Below are 16,515 nucleotides of genomic sequence, written 5' to 3'. Positions count from 1 at the left end.
CTATTCCTTAAATGCTCCGGAAAATGAAATACATATTTTCGTACCCAAAAAAACGGCTCCTTTGCGAAGCCGTTTTTTCCTTGTTAATATATAGAAGTAAATCATACATCTTATGCTTCATTATCCTCTGTCTCTTCGTCTTCCAATTGCTCTTCCATATGTTCATCAGGGGCTACCTGCTCAACCTCGATTTCGTCATCCAACACATCCTCTAACTGGAAAAAACCTTCATCATAATCAAAGTCTAATGCATAATCCTCTAATTCCATACTTGTTGCAACCTCACCATCATTTGTGCTCATATCCATCTGGACGATGACAAAGGTTTCTGTATCAAAGTAATAGTCGATTTCTTCTTCCCCATCTGTGAACACGAAATGATGCGCATCATATTCATTAACAGCAGTCTCACCTTCATAGGTAATGTCGTGCGTATCCATCATCTCGCGAATCTGCTCTTCTTCCATTTGGATTTCTGCTGGATCCGCTTCCACATCTAACATTTCAATTTCGTAAGCCGTATCATCACCCTCTGTATAATTGATGGACGTTTCACTATCATCAGAGGCACTATATTCTACCGGACCGCCATCTGTCTCTATTTCCATACGTTCACTGACCGTTCCATCTTCATTATTCATTTGCCATGAGTACATATGCATTGTAGTAGAAGATTCTGTTTCAGCATTCTCTTCTCCTCCCAGTTCTTTCTCCAACTCCTCATCTAAGGACATCTCCATGGTAATCGTTGCTTCTTCATAACGCTGATCAATCCCAGACAAAACATCTAAGGCCCCTTCCAGAAGCTCTTCTTCCTCATTTACCTCTCCTTCTTCTGTCTCCTCTGTTTGATCCGTTTCCGGTGTGCTGTCATTGTCTTCTGCGTCATTTTCATCTGTATCATTACATGCCGCTAATATTAGTAAAAAAGATACCATGACTGCCAAAATATAATGCTTCTTCATACAACTTTTATCCTCCCTCATTTTCCCATCTACAGGAGGATTTCCCTTCAGGAAGCGTGCTAAAACATTCATTTTATAAGAAAATTTAGCAGTTGCTTAAATTTAAACATTTTATAAAACCTATTAAAAAGGCTGCCATTTCAATTGTTTTGCCTTATTAAATCGGTTCTCCACTTCCGGCCAATTGACAATATTCCACCAATTATCTACGTAGTCCTCTTTCACATTCTCATATTGCAGATAATAGGCATGCTCCCACACATCAAGGACGAGAAGGGGCACAATATCCCATTGACTTAAGTTTTGATGCTTCTCCGCCTGAAGAATCTCCAGACGTCTTGCCCGCGGAGACCATACTAAAATAGCCCAGCCGCCCCCTTCTACATGGTTTGCTGCCTCTGTAAAATGTGCTTTAAACTGGTCATAGCTGCCAAAGGATTGCTCAATTTCATGCAGTAAATCTCCAGTAGGCTCCCCGCCCCCATCCGGGCTCATCACCTTCCAAAATATCGTGTGCAGATAATGTCCTGCACCGTTAAACGCTGCTTCCCGTTCCCAATGCTTAATCAGGTCATAATTATTATCCCAACGCGCCTGCTGCATTTCCAGTTCCGCTTTATTTAAACCGTCCACATAGCTTTGATGATGCTTATCATGATGCAGCTCCATAATCCGGCGTTCAATATAAGGCTCTAAAGCATCATAGCTGTATGGAAGCGGCGGAAGCGTATGGCCTCCAATTGGAACAACCCTTTCACGATTTCCTTCAGCTCGCTTTTCCTCCGTGTGCTGTTCTATATACTGGTTAAATTTTGTGTACAAATGATTCGCTTGGTTGTAAGCCTCCTGTTCTTCTATATCTTGATTATTTGCAAGCTCCTGTTGAAATTGATTGAATTCCTTTTCCCATTCAGCTAATGCATCTCTACGGACGTCCTCTTGAAGAGATTCACTTGCTTCCCAATATGTTTGCGCCATCTCGTTACACCATAATTCTATTGAATGAAGATATTGTGACAATGAAAAAGCCTCCCTCAAATTAGTCGTTAATACTATATGCAGAAGACGGGCGGGCTGATAATATTTGTAACAGGAACAGAGTGTTAAACAAAAGTTTAAGTTAATTTTATTATTTACGTTTTCGCTCAATCTTTCGAATATATTGATAATATGATTTCAAGATTGTTTATCTTTATAGCAATTTATCAAACCTTTATACAGTTGAAGAAAATAGTGGTCTTCCCTCGTCCCGATTAAGATGTCGTCCATTGCCCTCCATTCACATGCAGTGTCTGCCCTGTTACGAAACGGGAATCATCCGAAGCCAGATAAACAAATGTTGGCGCTACTTCAAATGGCTGACCCTGACGCTGCATCGGATTTCCTGCCAATGTCACTTCATCCGCAGAGAAGCTGGATGGGATCAGCGGTGTCCATATCCGGCCTGGGGCAATGGCATTTACTCGGATTCCCTGATCAACTAAATTATTTGCCAATGCTCTGGAGAAGCTGACGATAGCTCCTTTTGTAGCTGTGTAGTCCATCAATTGCTTATACCCCTCATACGCTACCACAGAAGCTGTGTTAATAATAGAACTTCCTGCTTTCAAATGTGGAAGTGCGGCACGTGTCACATAAAAATGAGAATATACATTCACTTTAAACGTATCATCAAATTGTTCATCTGTAATATCCAGCAGGCTTAATTGCTGAAATTGGATTCCAACATGATTACAGAGAACATCCAATTTACCAAATGTTTCAACCGTTTTCTCCACAATATGCACACACTGCCTTTTTTCTCGGACATCTCCCGGCAATAATAAACAGCGCTGTCCCAGTTCCTCAATTCGGTTTTTCGTCCGATTTGCATCCTCGTGCTCATCAAGATAAGAAATAGCTACATCGGCACCTTCTTTAGCAAAAGCAACGGCAGCCGCCGCCCCCATCCCGCTGTCTCCTCCTGTAATTAGCGCAACCTTGTCAATAAGCTTATTACTTCCTTCTTCATTTATATTTTCGATAATCGGTCTGGGAAACATCCATTTTTCCAGTCCCGGCTGACGATATTGGCGCTGCTCTGGCACAGTCAATGCGACCTCTTCATATTGCGTTATTTTCCCGTAATTTGGGTATAACGGATATGTTGGTTTATTTGATTTATCCTGTGTCATCCTCATCCTCCTTGCAAATTATTGGATAGGTTACTTTATGACACTTGGGCGAATGTAGTGAAAAAAGACATGGTTCCGATATTAGAGGAAATGGAATAAGGTATGAGAAAGAAGGAAAACAAGGAGGAAATTGTGATGCAGCAATACGATTATAATCCAGAAGTAACGTTATTATTAGTAAACCATTCCGATGAAAAAGTGGAAGTATTATATACAGCTACTGATCATCTATTTCAACTTCCGAAAATCGGGCCCAGACCGCCATATTTTATTCACCCTGTTTATGAGCAGTATTATCCGTTGATCTAATGCCGTTTGATATATTTTTAGAAAGCTACGTATATCTGTTCCTTTTAGCTAATATTATTCTTTGATCAGTTTAATATTAGCCCCTACATAGAAGAAAATTTCATTCTTCGGAGCTTTTTCCAGCTTCTTCTACAAAACAAGCCTGTGTGTTAAAAGGCATCATACGATTACAAATTCAAATAAAAAATACCGATTGGAAATCGGCATTTTTATCATGATTTATAGTGTTTTTTAATAAAAAGTCCCAGGCTGTTGAGGAGTTTGGGGCCTCCACCAAGACTCTACCATTTGCCACGCTGAATGAAAATCCTGTCCCTGCCCCATCAAATATGCAATTGCTACAGCCTCTCTTAATGCATGCGGATAACCGAGATGCTGCGCTTCCCGCATCCCGTGATTGATTACTGGAGACACCGTGGACAACACCTGCTGCTCCATCGAATGCTGTCCCATATTCGGCTGCTGATGGAAATTCCGAGATTGTTGCTGATTAAAAAACTCCATATGCTGGTTCGGGTTATATGGATTAGACATTACTAGCCACCTCACTTATAAATGGAATCACTTTAGGTAAATTCCCTACTGTGCAGCCTATGCATTTATTATTTTAAATGTTCCCTTTGAATACTTCATACAGAAGCAATGTTATTCATGTCTGTACTCAATGAATTTTTTAATAAAAAAGTGGTTTCCCGCCCTAAAGCGAAAAACCACCAATTTAATTCATTACCCCATTTACTTAACAGTAATCACAACATCTTCACTCGCACGTACTTGCTTCACATCTTGTTTATTTAATGCTTCGATATCACTCATATTCGTAATAAGCATTGGCGTGACCGTATCTGCAGCTTTTTCACTTACCACATCTAAATCCACATCAACAAGGGCATCACCTTTTTTCACTTTATCTCCTTCTTTTACATGGATGGTAAATCCTTCTCCATCCAAGGAAACCGTTTCTAATCCAATATGAATCAGAATTTCGGCACCATTGTCAGCTTTAATCCCTACAGCATGCTTTGTCGGGAATGCTTGTACAATATCTCCGTCAACAGGTGATACGACTTTACCGTTAGATGGTTTAATCGCAATTCCGTCCCCCATCATTTTTTCAGCAAATACCGGATCAGGTACTTCTTCCAAAGGAATTACATCCCCGTCAACGGGGGCGAATAATTCAATTTCCTGTTTTTCTTTCTTTTTAAAAAGCTTCCCAAACATAGCTATCCCTCCAAAATTGATATACATTGATTTTATCATATGTTCCGAAGAATTACTTTAATAAGCCTGCTAGATAATCTACGCGTCCAGCATTTAATCAACTTTGCTTATCTATCAGCTTTTCCACAATTTCTTTCTGCAGCATTCTTCTCATTTACAAACCTCTTTTTCACAAAGAATCGCCGATAAAGCCAGACAAAAATCATCGTCAACGAGGAAATAAATCACAAAATATAATAAAAAACTCCAGATACCATATTTACGATATCTAGAGTTCTTTTCTCCGACTAATCCTGTTTTTGTTTATCCCAGTCTTCAAAATCATCATTATTTAAATTTCTTATTTTACCGTTATTCTCGATGACCGCTTCTACTTCTACCTTTACATTTATATTCGGATACGTTTCATTGAGAAAGTTTTTCAGTTCATTATGGGTATAGTTTTTCCTGATTCGGTTACTGATTCCAAGAACATCTGCATGTTTATCCTGCAGCTTTTCAACGAGCTGAAGCGTATCCTTTTCCACTTTCTCTTCAAATTTCTTCTGAATATCTTCATCGTCTAAATGATCCTCTGCTTCAGCAACAATCATCACGAATTCCAGCTTGATGGTCAAGTCGATTTCATCGCCATTGTATTTGTAATCGTACTCTACATCTCTTTCAACAAGCTCTACATCGGTTGTCTCATCAATCGTTATAAACGTTTTAATAACATTTTCTTCATTATTTAATAAATTCATCAGCAGCACTTCTAAATCATCTAATGTTTCAACGATCTTTCCATTCTTTAGAACCAATGCGCCAAAGTAATCCATTTCCAAATTTTCATTTGAGCTGATGATGGGAACTGCAATATCAGAGGTATATGAATGAATACCTCGGTACACCTGCCATAAACTGACTTCTGGACTATAAATTTCCCAACCAGTCTGTTTTTCCAAAAACCCAAATATAGGTACTCCTACTTTTTGAAATGTATTGATCATCTGATCAATATAGGTATCCATATCTTCTTTAGTAAATGCCACAGTTGGTGTTGCCGGCATATCTCTCATTCGCATGAAGGTATTAATAATTTTTCCAATCCCTTCCTTTCCCAGCTCTTCACCTAACACAACAAAACCAATATGTTCTAAATCAATGGTTGTTTCAATTTTTTTCTTGAGCTGTTCAATAGCATCCACAATCGTCGCACCTTTGCCGTCCACCTTCGCCAAATTCCTCTGCTCAGACACTACGGAAACCGGGATAACCAAAAACACATGATACAAATCTTCATCCTTTGTTACCCCCATTAAAATAGGCGTGGAACGGTAATTAATGTCTCTGGAATCCCAGCATCCGCTTAATAAAGCCAGCAACACGAAAGAAATGATTATCTTTATCCAATAATTACGTTTCATGTCTATTCCTTCTTCCTATCCAAAAAATGAAGATCAGCAGACTGATGAAGGTGTAAAAACGAAGCGGCACAATCCAAATGATATGAGATTGTACTTGCTCCCACGTAGAAATCATATTTGCTACAGCTGTAATGAAGATAACTATAATAACCATTGCAATCGATGCATGAAGCTTGCTCGTATGGAAGATATTTTGATATAACATCCGCAAAATATGCAGAAGCATTCCTAAAAATAACGTTGCGTAGATAAGAAGACTCAACCCAAAGAGACTTGTCAGTGTTTCAAAGATAGACCAGTCAATATCCACCGTAGCTAACATTTCGATATATGGAAAGGTGAAATTCCGCGCTATTTCATTTCCAAATACCAGCATGGGCGAGTAAGCAGCCATAAATATAAATAGAATCAAAAACCACGAAAACCAGAAAACCGTTTTATAATTGAATTTTTTTCCTTTTGGTAAAAAGGCGATAAATAAAAAGGTTGGAGATAATATTAAAAAACCTGTGATAAAAGGCATTTCCAATAAAAAATCAAAGTTACTTACCTTCGCCGGAAAGAAGTTATACCATTCCGCATTGAAAAAAGATAATATGAAAATAACGACAATGACATAGGAAGAAGTAGCTGCTATTAAAAAAGTTGTCCGGAAGATACTTTCCATCGAACCAAGACCAATATAACCAGCCGTTGTAATGAAGATGACCATCACATAGAACATGGGTGTCTGATTCAAGAATAATACCGTAGTAAACTCTGCATAGGTACGGATAGCAATAATCACTGTTCCAATAATAAAAAGGCTGATTGGCACAAGTAAAGTAAGGGATACAGCCCAACGTTTTTTGGGCAAATTTTTTAAAATATTGGGTTCCTTCAACTTGGATACACCAAATAACAGCATGCCAAAAAGAGCTATATGTGAAAGTCCATGTATAAGAACAACCAGCCAATGTCCATTATCTACTGTATCCAGGATAAGGCTGGGATACAGCAGAAACATAACCCCGATATTCGTGACTAAAAAAAAGATTATAATCAATAAATTATTGATTTTCACTTTGAATCCCTTCCTTTTTCCACCGGACATAAGGAACTCCAAAACTCGTGATTCGGGCAACATAGGAGCATAAAACCAGCAGACCGATGACATGTCCCAGAATTCCAAACAAGGCGGAGAAAACGACAATAATATATTTCATCAAACGCAGCGTAATCCCATTTTCAAAGTTAACAATAATTCCATTTGCAATCGTCGTCGCAGCAATAATAATAATCAATACCCCACTCACAAGGCTGGCTTCTACAATCGCCTGCCCCAATATAATACCGCCTACGACACCAATCGTATTGGATATCGAAAGAGGCAATCGAACTGCTGCCTCCGTAATCAATTCAATCAAAAGCAGCATAATGATAATTTCAATAAAAGCAGGATAAGGTACAAATTGCCGGCTCTCCGTTATCGATAAGGCCAGCTGGACTTTTAACATTTCCGGGTTTATTGTTATCAGCGCGACATATAGGCCTGGCAGCAATATAGCAATCATAATTCCAACAATACGCAGGAGATATAAAGAATACACAAATGCACTCAGATAGTTACTGTCACTTGGCTGTTTGAACACATCAAAAACCGTATTAAACAATACCAGCGCAAACGGATAACCATCCATAAAGAATACAATTTTCCCCTGCTCTATGTATTCCATGGCATTTTCAGGAAGCTCTGTAGAGTTTACCCTTGTTATTAATGAAAATTTAGAAAAGCCAAATGCAACGTGAACGTCCTTCACTTGTTTGATTTCATTTGGAAAATCCTCAATTTTCTTTTTGATCATCTCTACCATGTGTTCCTCTGTCGTACCTTTTAAAATAAGAAAAGAAAAGCGGCGATTTCTTTTTCCATGCTGTGTTGTGATTACTTCCACATCTTTTGATTGATATTTACTTCGTAACAGCCCGATATTTTGCTGGCTATTCTCCGTAAATGCATCCTTTGCGCCGTAAATAATGGATTCATTGACAGGAACTTCAATACTTCTGTAAAGCGGCTGAGAAACAGGATCAATAATTAATGACACTTCTTCCGCACGATTCCAGATGATTACTTTCCCTTCATATAATGTTTTAATTTGTTTGCTGAATTCTATTTTCTTCCAGGATGTATTTTTAGAATGCAGGCCCATTGGCTCTGGTGTTTTTTCTTCTTCATGCTGAACCAGGGTCTCCACCATTTCCCATGTAGCCGAAAAATCCACCAAGCTTTCAAAGCCAATCACATCATAAGGAACATCATTAATAATGACGGACTTCATTTGCAAATCTTTATTCTTCTGTTTTAAATCTTCTATCTGATTAATGAAATCCATTGCCCACATCCTTTCCCTCATCTTATCTTTTAGTTATGAGCAAGGAAGCACTTTTTCATACAAAAAATCCGCTTCTCTATTTTTTCTGATCATTTTTTCAGTAAGGTATGCAATCATAAAACCAGAGGAAGGTTTACAGGCGATTCTCTATAATAAAGCGAAAATTATAAGAAACCTTTTCTCTTTTTGCTCGTATTATCTATTAAAAGAACACGATTCGGAGGCAGGATAGCATGTTTCGTTTTTTTAAAAGCAAGCGCAGAGAAAGAGCAGCAAAAAAGGTAAAGAGCGGGGATGGACATGCGTTAAAACCCTTTCGTTTTTATGAAATATTTTATCGTTCCCTTTTTTATATAAAACTTCATGAAGATGATGGAGAAATGCACACCTATACGGTCCATGTTAATTACTTTGATGAAGATGAGTCCATCGATTTATACCGTGATGGAAAGCATCATGCAAAAGCTTCTACTCCAGCTGTCTTTCCGGTTCCCGGAGGAGTTATTGAAGCTACAGCAACGACATATGGTTTAAAACGAATTCATTATATTACGGAAGATGAAAGCGAGTTTGTACTCTCTCCAGATCGCCGTTCAGCAGAAGGGTTGCGTATGCGTTTTGATGCCAAATTTCCTGAAATCAGCTCTATTATCGGAAAGCTTGCCGTTTTTGTCCTGCTAATTTCTTTAATACTAGGACTTCCGCAGCTGGCTTCGCTTATTTCGGAGATTCCCTTTATTGCAGATCGATTTGGTTCCTTTGATTCGCCAATCATTCTTCCTTCCTGGCTGAATACGACACTTCTCATTGCTGGAGTCATCGCAGCTATCGAACGTGCTTTGATGTTAAAAAACCATTGGCTGATTGATATGGAAACAAGCTGGTGGGATGACTAAATTTTTTAAAACGGACGGAAATGGAATTACGGCGTATATAAACAAGGCATTTAAAAATGCAGCAACCGCCAGTTGAATGACGGTTGCTGCATTTTTAAATATATTTTTCGGAGATTCATGGCCTGTTAAACTGATTATTGGATGACAAATTGCATATTTTTCGTTCTTTACGCTTCTATCCATATCCGCTCAAGCTGGTGATGATGTTCTGAAATCTGCAGCTCATAAACATCGGGATTACTAAGTTTACTCCACACCTCAAATCCCGCACTTTTATCGTAATAATGCAAAAGCAGAGAGATGATTCCTCCATGGGCAACCATCATGCTGCTCTTCGCATCACTTTCTCGCAAATCATTCACTACATGCATTATTCTCCTGGTTGCTTCCTTACTGCTTTCGCCGCCTTCATATTTTAAATCTAAATCGGTATACGTTGCTTCAAGTTTATCCATCCAATCTGGCATCGAAACGGTACTGAGCACCCTCTCTTTCAAACGGTTATCTGTCTCTATATTCAATTCTCTCTCTGCCGCAAAAGGCTCTACCGTTTGAATCGCACGTAGAAACGGGCTGGAAATAATATGATCCACTTTTTTGCCGGAAAGGAATACAGCCAGCTCTTTCGCCTGCTCTTTTCCTCTGTCCGTCAAGGAGGCATCAGGAGCTTGACCTGCTGCTTCACAATGCCGGATAATATAGATCGTTTTATTCATCTTTATTAACCATCCTTTCTGTGGAAAATTTGATTGATATTCTTAGCCTAACATGATTTTAGAATATTTTTTTATGAACCTTTTGCCTCGTTCATTTGTATAGTCAGTAAAAAGGGGGTAAAGGCGATGAAAATCAATGTATATCAAAAACGAACCATTTATATTACAGCTGGTGTACTTATTGTCTTCATATTCATTTCTTTCATCACAGATGATTGGAGATTCTTTTTAGGGAGCTTATACCCTGTATTGATTAATATCATGTTTGCATTTACCGCTAAAAACAATAAGCATATACAAAAATTTAATCAGAAACATGCTGAAAAAAACCTATAAGATGACAAGTTGAGGTCCCATGATTTTCTTTTTTGATATACTGCATGTACAGTGAAATATATTGAATTATATTTGGCTGAAGCTTTATCAATATGTGTTATTTTGAGTGGGTTTCGTTTGTTGCTTAGGATGCTTACAGAGAAAATATATAAAAGATAGGAGGAGTTACGTATGGGTACAGGGTATATTGTTTCTTTGATCGCAGTAGGGGTACAGATCATACTAATCCTGGCAGTCAGTATACCATTTAATCGTAAATATATTGTTAAAGAAAATGGAAAGATAGATTATAAAAAGACCACTGTCTATTTAAGATGGAATGTATTTGACACTGTTACTATAGTGGTAGCAACTTACACCATTCTCTGTACATTACTATTATTCTTCTTACTGGCTAACGGAGAAGATATAGAAAACGCTTGGGTGCAATTTTTATCCAATCAAGCTCAAGCTTGGGTAATCGTAACTGTTAGTTATTTCATCTCCCGAATCTCTATGACATTAAAATCCATCAAAGCTCACCTAGAGGATAAAAAAGATGAGGTGTAACGAAGAGTGGATGGAAATTTACAAAAGTGGTGACGAAACAGGCTTCACACAATTATATGAACGTCTGTACGAACCACTCTACTGCTTTCTATACCGCTACACACAGGAAGAACAGCTCAGTATCGATATTGTTCATGATACGTTTGAAATCCTGCAGAAGAAAAAGCAGACATTTAGCTCTGACAAAGGAACCGTCAAAGCTTATTTATTCCAAATCGCTTACCGCTTACTAATAAATAAATTAAACAGACGGAAGAAATGGCGGTCTCTTTTGCCATTTTTGGTTCCACAGACAGATCACGCAATAAACATAGATGAAAAAATGTGGGTCCAGCAGGCCATCGCCGACTTACCCGATAAACAGCGGGCGATTATTTTACTTGTTTATTATGAAGATTTGCCGCAAAATGACATTGCATTGATATTAGATATCCCGATAGGTACCGTTAAATCGAGACTGCATAAGGCAATGAACACATTAAAAAACGACCTGGAGGAGGATTTTCATGCTGAAAGATGAATTTAATAAAGAAGATAAACTAAAGGAAGAACTGGATCGATTTCAGGTAATCGTCCCTGAGCAGAAACGCAGGCAAAAACAAACAGCCTGGCAGCGATTTATCCATTATTTAGCTTCCCCTGCCAAAGATCCTTTAGAAAAAGCAACCGTCACCTTAACCGGGTTAAATTTAACAAGAATGGTTCCCTTAGCTTTAGGGGTTGGGGTGAGTGTAATTCAATTATGGATTCATATGTAGACAATAAAATGCGAGTAAAGCAACTTTCTTTTACTAAATTCTGCCCAACTTCCTTAACTACAGTTTTACAGATACTAGATTAGGGAATGGATTTATAATCTGGAAATAATGGGAGGTTCGTAAATTCCTGCAGGTAGTATCTTGGTTTATCTTTGGATACCTTCTCCTTCTCTTACATGTATGGTTTCATGAACTGGGACATTACCTTGCCGGCCGTTTTATTGTAGGAATCCATAAAGACAATATTCAGATAATACCCCTCATGTTGCGTTGAAAGGGAAAGATAAGCAATGAGCGACGCCGAATGACAAAGACGGAAATTATATAGAGAGCTATTTAAAATATGTTCCGCAGGGTAAATGGTCTTTTTTATACATAATGGCGGGTTTTATTTTTCAAACGGTTATTTTTTTCAGCCTGGCAGCGTGCATCTTTTTTATTTTTAACCATTCTTTTGCAAACTTTTTTATTGGTGGTTCTTTATTTTTCAATGCTGTATATATTTTCGGAGATGCTTTATTTTCTAATTTGGAAACAAACTCCCTTTGGTGACACGAGCGCTGCTTTTCTTTTTGCCAGGTGGCAAACGATTCTATTTGTTAGCATTCTTTTACTAATTTATGTTTTCTTCTATGTGTTTATTTGGATTCAATCGTAACTTTCACATGACAAGGGGCAGGTTTCATAACCGCTCCCTTTTAGGCTACTGATATAAAATTACTTTTCCCGCAACATCATTTACCCGCAAGCTTTTCCACTACTTTTTCAGTTAATTTTGTAATTTCCGCTACCTGACTGATGGACATCCCTTTATCCAGCAATTCTAAAGCAATTTCTTTTCTTCCTTCTTCTTTTCCTCTCTCAAAATAAGAATTCGGCAGCTGCATGACCATTTCTTTTTCCCCTTCCGGCAGGTTTTCCATTTTCTCCATCATTTGCGATTACTCCTCTTTATTTAGTTTTAAATAAGTTTTGCTTCATATAAACAAAGTGAGCCAATTTACAATGAAACCAGCTCACTTTGTTTGTTTATTGAAACAGATAATCTATTTTATTTACTCACTAGCAAGCCTTTTAATTTCTGCTTCGCTTAAGTCTGTGATCTCTGCAATGTCACTGATTGACATATCTCTTGCTATCAGTTTCAAAGCTAATTCCTGGTTCCGCTTTTTTATCCCTTCTTCTATTCCTTCTTGCTTTCCTCTCTCAAAATAAGAATTCGGCAGCTGCATGACTAGTTCTCTTTCCTCTTCCGGCAAGTTTTCCATTTTCTCCATCATCTGTTCTTCCTCCTCTTTGTTTAGTTTTAAATAAGTTTCGAAATAACCATAAAGAAACTCCATTTGCGCCGGATTGATTTTCATCCGGGTAATCATACGCAGAAATTCCAACTTTACTTGGACACGCTCATGTTCTTCATAACCCATCTGACTAAACAATGCGGCTGCGACCGGGTTGTCTGATTGAATATATTCTTTCCAGCTTTTCTTTCTTAATTGTAATTGTAAAAAGTTAAATTGAAGTACTTCTTGGGTAGGTGTATCGACTTTGAATTGCGTGGGTTCTTCTTGTTTCCTATTATAACTCAAAACGGCGATAGGCTGAATTGGTTTGCGGTGTTTAGCGTAAAGGTGAGAAAAGCGGAAAGTGCCCGTTTAAAAACGTAGAGATTGGAGCGGCGCAACTGAGATAAAGGAAACACGACGACGGTAGGAGTCGATGTTGACTTATCGTAGGGCGCGACGTGAAATCTCCTAGTTTTTGGCGCTTGGAGCTAGACAAACTGAAGTAGAGAAACATTCTTTCGGGGAAATCTGCCTCATGAGTGGATTGTGCTTCGGTGTGGATATGGAGAATTTTATCCTCGTGATGCAACTTTACTTCGACGAGCACGTCAATTTCCTTTTTGGAGCCTTCAAGATAATCCAGGTAGACTTCCTGTTCAAGAAATGTGACGTTGGAGAAATCAATGTAGGGATGAAGGTCGGAGAAGAAGCCTTCGATAAATTCCTCGAAAAACTCTTGTATCAGCTTTTTCGTCAGCCGATCATGTTTCATGTAATCTGCTTTTTCTTCTAGTATAACGGGGACTGTAAACAATAGAGCACTTCCTTTCTTTTGAATTATATTCATTTTAGCGATTATTCTGAAATAAAACAAGTATAGTGTTTTCACTCCTGCTTCGAAAAAACTAATACTACTTCCCTTTAAGAAAAGAGCATCGTCACAGACCATGCTCTCTTCTTCCTTATAAGAACCGCTAAACTAATCTTTTTCATTGTTCTCCCCTTAAACTTGCGGCTTCTTTCCTTTAAATGAAACGAAAAATACAATTAAACTCACAACAAAAGCTGCTAAGGCCAACCATGAAACTGCATTGGATACCGGAATGACATCTAAAAATCCAAGTACAGCAATGATAGGCATAACAAGAATAGCTCCCAGAACCTTTTTAAAACGGGCATATCTGGCTCTTTCCTTAAACGATGTCATCGAATCCTCCTTTTTCGTTATAGAAGGTTTTCCCGACATCCTTGCAGGCGAAACATTCTCCGTAACACATCACATAAGAAATATGATAATTCTTCCGTGTATACAATCAAAAAGTCTTTTAACGCGCAGGCTCCATAAACCGTTCTTTCTCCAGCTCCAGCACTTTTTTCTGAATAGAAGCTTCTTCCTCTTCCTGCTCCTGCTCCTGCTCATCCAATATACGTGATGCTGTGTCAGACTCTTTCACAAACAGGTTAAAAAGATTCGCTTTCTCCCCTAATACATCAAGCATTGCCACATCAATACTCTCTTCCGTTAATAAGCGATAAACGACAACGTTGCGGGATTGCCCCATTCGATAAGCACGGCTGATTGCCTGTTCTTCCATTGTCGGTTTCCATTGCGGTTCGCATAAAACAACCACATTGGCAGCCTGAATATTCACCCCGACACCGCCGGCAGTAATCTGGCTGACGAGAACGGAACCAGTTTCATCCGCTGTAAAGGCATCAATGATTTCCTGTCTTTTATGGTTGGAAACATCCCCAGTAATGACGCGAGGCGCTTTGTCTTCTAAATTCCCGCTAATTGTCTGGATAACATCTTTAAAATAAGAAAATACCAGCACTTTATGTCCGTTTTCTTTTGCATTCTCACAGATTTCAAGTAGCTTCTGAAGCTTCGGTGATTTACTCGGAGATTCGCCCTGCCAGCCTGCACGGCGCATGGCCATGACCTGATCCTCTTCCACTGCCTGCTGATAGAACTTCTTCTCCTCTTCACCAAAAGGAACCCATTCTGGAATAATCTCCAAATCTGGAAGCTCCTGTAATACGTCCTTTCGATTCCTTCTTAAATAAACTGGAGCAATGGCTTCACGGAATGCTTGCGGATTACGCAACAGCATCTCTTCTGATAAATCCTCCGCAATTCCCGGCTGCAGGACAGAGACCAATTGCATCATTTCCTCTACCGTGTTCTCTAGTGGAGTTCCGCTCATAAATAAGACATACTCCGCTTCGTCTGCCAAATGATAAACATTTTGCGAGCGCTTTGTATTCGGGTTCTTCACATAATGCGCCTCATCAACAATCAACGCGTCAAAATGTTGACTATCTTCCAATGGCAGATTGCCCGCTAGTTCAAAGGTGGTTATTAAAATACCGGCGCCTTCCTGCCAGGCTTGAAACTGTTTCTCACGATTGCTGCCGTGAAAAATAAAAGTCTGTAAATCAGACCGCTGTTCCACCTCTCTTTTCCAGTGGGAAATCACACTCAGTGGACAAATAATGACAGCATGTCCCTGATCGTTTTGCCTGAGATGATTGAGAATAGCAAGCGCTTGAACCGTCTTTCCTAAGCCCATCTCATCTCCCAGCAGCGTCTTTTTATAAAGCAATGCATACTTCGCACCAAAAATTTGATAATTTCTTAAGGTAATATGCAGTCCATTCGTATCAAGCGGATGGTTATTTACTGCTTCAGCCACTTCTTCCGGCAGGCTCTCCGAAATATTCTTCGAGTCAAAGTCCGTTGCTTTTTCAATTTCTGTATAGTAAAAGGCATTTTCTGTTTCAAAATGCTTTTTGAGCTCTTCTTTACTCACTTCAAAATCAAGCATATAATCTAATCTTTTCTTTATCTGTTTTAATTCCTTTTGATGCTTGTTTTTATTTAGATTGGCAAAAGCAGACCGGATTTTTTCCTTCTCCTCCTTCGGCTGAAATAAACCGGCAAAAAATCCTTTCTGTTTCTTGGCCATTTCAATATCAGATATCGTTTCATCATAATACTCCTGAAATTTCTCCTGCATCTCTTCAAGAATATTTAACAAATGCCATTTTTTATAAATCGATTCCAGCAAATGAATATCTTCATCAGAAATATCATCCGGATTCACACGAGGGGCTGCCTGTTCATATACAGCTTCTTTTATTTCGGAGGCTGCCTGGCAAATGTGCTGTGCCGTTTCTTCATCTATTCCATCCAGTTGCATCAGCTCCCGGGGTGTTTTATTTGCTATATCATTCATCGTTTTCAAACCATTATTCATCAGACTGTTTACAGGAAGCTCTTTATTCACTGTTAACATTATATCTAAAGGCATCGTCTTTAATTGTTCATTTCCTGAGCTTGTTTTCAGCCTTTGCCAGATTCCTTTAATTCGATTGTTAAACAACTCCTCCGAGTTCATATCGATGCTGTCGTATATCCGGTTCAGCTCTGCTTCTAACCGCTCTACGTCTTGTTTCGTCCGTACCATGATTTCTCCTCCTGCTGCTCTATATAAAACATGTAAAATTGTCTTTTTTAT

Annotated in this window: 20 protein-coding genes; 6 read left to right on the top strand and 14 right to left on the bottom strand. The window is 38.7% G+C overall.

Annotated features, from left to right (window positions below; genetic code table 11):
• Positions 1-110: 110 nt before the first annotated feature.
• From MKX55_RS02385 to MKX55_RS02375, 3 genes are all read right to left on the bottom strand, one after another.
• Positions 111-965, bottom strand: coding sequence for a hypothetical protein (locus MKX55_RS02385; RefSeq protein ID WP_339235774.1), 855 nt, complete (start codon positions 963-965; stop codon positions 111-113).
• Between the two features lie 123 nt (positions 966-1,088).
• A complete protein-coding gene (locus MKX55_RS02380; protein ID WP_339235772.1) occupies positions 1,089-1,985 on the bottom strand; it encodes a superoxide dismutase in 897 nt (298 codons plus the stop codon).
• 233 nt (positions 1,986-2,218) lie between these two features.
• The gene (locus MKX55_RS02375; RefSeq protein WP_339235769.1) at positions 2,219-3,139 is read right to left on the bottom strand and encodes an SDR family oxidoreductase; all 921 of its coding nucleotides are present in this window, start codon (positions 3,137-3,139) and stop codon (positions 2,219-2,221) included.
• A 135-nt stretch (positions 3,140-3,274) separates the two neighbouring features.
• On the opposite strand from MKX55_RS02375, the gene MKX55_RS02370 reads away from it, so the two are divergent.
• A complete protein-coding gene (locus tag MKX55_RS02370; RefSeq protein WP_339235767.1) occupies positions 3,275-3,448 on the top strand; it encodes a hypothetical protein in 174 nt (57 codons plus the stop codon).
• Positions 3,449-3,679: 231 nt separating this feature from the next.
• On the opposite strand, the gene MKX55_RS02365 is transcribed toward MKX55_RS02370, so the two are convergent.
• From MKX55_RS02365 to MKX55_RS02345, 5 genes are all read right to left on the bottom strand, one after another.
• Positions 3,680-3,982 (bottom strand): hypothetical protein, encoded by a 303-nt coding sequence (locus tag MKX55_RS02365; protein WP_339235765.1) that lies wholly within the window; start codon positions 3,980-3,982, stop codon positions 3,680-3,682.
• Between the two features lie 201 nt (positions 3,983-4,183).
• Positions 4,184-4,672 (bottom strand): PTS glucose transporter subunit IIA, encoded by a 489-nt coding sequence (locus MKX55_RS02360; RefSeq protein WP_339182030.1) that lies wholly within the window; start codon positions 4,670-4,672, stop codon positions 4,184-4,186.
• Between the two features lie 287 nt (positions 4,673-4,959).
• Positions 4,960-6,078, bottom strand: coding sequence for a Ger(x)C family spore germination protein (locus MKX55_RS02355; protein ID WP_339235763.1), 1,119 nt, complete (start codon positions 6,076-6,078; stop codon positions 4,960-4,962).
• On the bottom strand, positions 6,068-7,141 hold the full coding sequence (locus MKX55_RS02350) for a GerAB/ArcD/ProY family transporter (RefSeq protein WP_339235761.1): 1,074 nt from the start codon (positions 7,139-7,141) through the stop codon (positions 6,068-6,070). Before MKX55_RS02350 ends, MKX55_RS02355 begins: the two co-directional genes overlap by 11 nt.
• Positions 7,128-8,453 (bottom strand): spore germination protein, encoded by a 1,326-nt coding sequence (locus MKX55_RS02345; protein ID WP_339182022.1) that lies wholly within the window; start codon positions 8,451-8,453, stop codon positions 7,128-7,130. Before MKX55_RS02345 ends, MKX55_RS02350 begins: the two co-directional genes overlap by 14 nt.
• Before the next feature lie 233 nt (positions 8,454-8,686).
• On the opposite strand from MKX55_RS02345, the gene MKX55_RS02340 reads away from it, so the two are divergent.
• On the top strand, positions 8,687-9,349 hold the full coding sequence (locus MKX55_RS02340) for a hypothetical protein (protein ID WP_339235760.1): 663 nt from the start codon (positions 8,687-8,689) through the stop codon (positions 9,347-9,349).
• 167 nt (positions 9,350-9,516) lie between these two features.
• Here MKX55_RS02340 and MKX55_RS02335 read toward each other — a convergent pair whose 3' ends face one another.
• Positions 9,517-10,065, bottom strand: coding sequence for a histidine phosphatase family protein (locus MKX55_RS02335; RefSeq protein WP_339235759.1), 549 nt, complete (start codon positions 10,063-10,065; stop codon positions 9,517-9,519).
• 126 nt (positions 10,066-10,191) lie between these two features.
• On the opposite strand from MKX55_RS02335, the gene MKX55_RS02330 reads away from it, so the two are divergent.
• From MKX55_RS02330 to MKX55_RS02315, 4 genes are all read left to right on the top strand, one after another.
• Positions 10,192-10,401 carry a hypothetical protein gene (locus MKX55_RS02330; RefSeq protein WP_339235756.1) on the top strand — a complete coding sequence of 70 codons (210 nt, stop codon included), beginning with the start codon at positions 10,192-10,194 and terminating at the stop codon, positions 10,399-10,401.
• A 171-nt stretch (positions 10,402-10,572) separates the two neighbouring features.
• Positions 10,573-10,950, top strand: a complete 378-nt coding sequence (locus tag MKX55_RS02325; RefSeq protein WP_339235753.1) for a group-specific protein — start codon at positions 10,573-10,575, stop codon at positions 10,948-10,950.
• A 10-nt stretch (positions 10,951-10,960) separates the two neighbouring features.
• Positions 10,961-11,470, top strand: coding sequence for an RNA polymerase sigma factor (locus MKX55_RS02320; protein WP_339235750.1), 510 nt, complete (start codon positions 10,961-10,963; stop codon positions 11,468-11,470).
• Positions 11,457-11,708, top strand: coding sequence for a hypothetical protein (locus MKX55_RS02315; RefSeq protein WP_339235748.1), 252 nt, complete (start codon positions 11,457-11,459; stop codon positions 11,706-11,708). Before MKX55_RS02320 ends, MKX55_RS02315 begins: the two co-directional genes overlap by 14 nt.
• A 734-nt stretch (positions 11,709-12,442) precedes the next feature.
• Here MKX55_RS02315 and MKX55_RS02310 read toward each other — a convergent pair.
• The 5 genes from MKX55_RS02310 to MKX55_RS02290 form a co-directional block, all read right to left on the bottom strand.
• Entirely contained in the window at positions 12,443-12,643 is a 201-nt protein-coding gene (locus tag MKX55_RS02310) for a hypothetical protein (RefSeq protein ID WP_339235746.1), read from the bottom strand.
• Positions 12,644-12,763: 120 nt separating this feature from the next.
• Positions 12,764-13,297, bottom strand: coding sequence for a hypothetical protein (locus MKX55_RS02305; protein ID WP_339235743.1), 534 nt, complete (start codon positions 13,295-13,297; stop codon positions 12,764-12,766).
• Positions 13,298-13,328: 31 nt separating this feature from the next.
• On the bottom strand, positions 13,329-13,808 hold the full coding sequence (locus tag MKX55_RS02300; RefSeq protein ID WP_339235740.1) for a hypothetical protein: 480 nt from the start codon (positions 13,806-13,808) through the stop codon (positions 13,329-13,331).
• A 189-nt stretch (positions 13,809-13,997) separates the two neighbouring features.
• Positions 13,998-14,201 (bottom strand): hypothetical protein, encoded by a 204-nt coding sequence (locus tag MKX55_RS02295; RefSeq protein WP_339235738.1) that lies wholly within the window; start codon positions 14,199-14,201, stop codon positions 13,998-14,000.
• A 118-nt stretch (positions 14,202-14,319) separates the two neighbouring features.
• Positions 14,320-16,464, bottom strand: coding sequence for a DEAD/DEAH box helicase (locus MKX55_RS02290; RefSeq protein ID WP_339235735.1), 2,145 nt, complete (start codon positions 16,462-16,464; stop codon positions 14,320-14,322).
• Positions 16,465-16,515 lie beyond the last annotated feature (51 nt).

The sequence above is a fragment of the Oceanobacillus sp. FSL W7-1281 genome (assembly GCF_037969835.1).
Classification (GTDB): Bacteria; Bacillota; Bacilli; order Bacillales; family Amphibacillaceae; genus Oceanobacillus; species Oceanobacillus oncorhynchi.
This window is presented reverse-complemented; position numbering and strand designations above follow the sequence as displayed.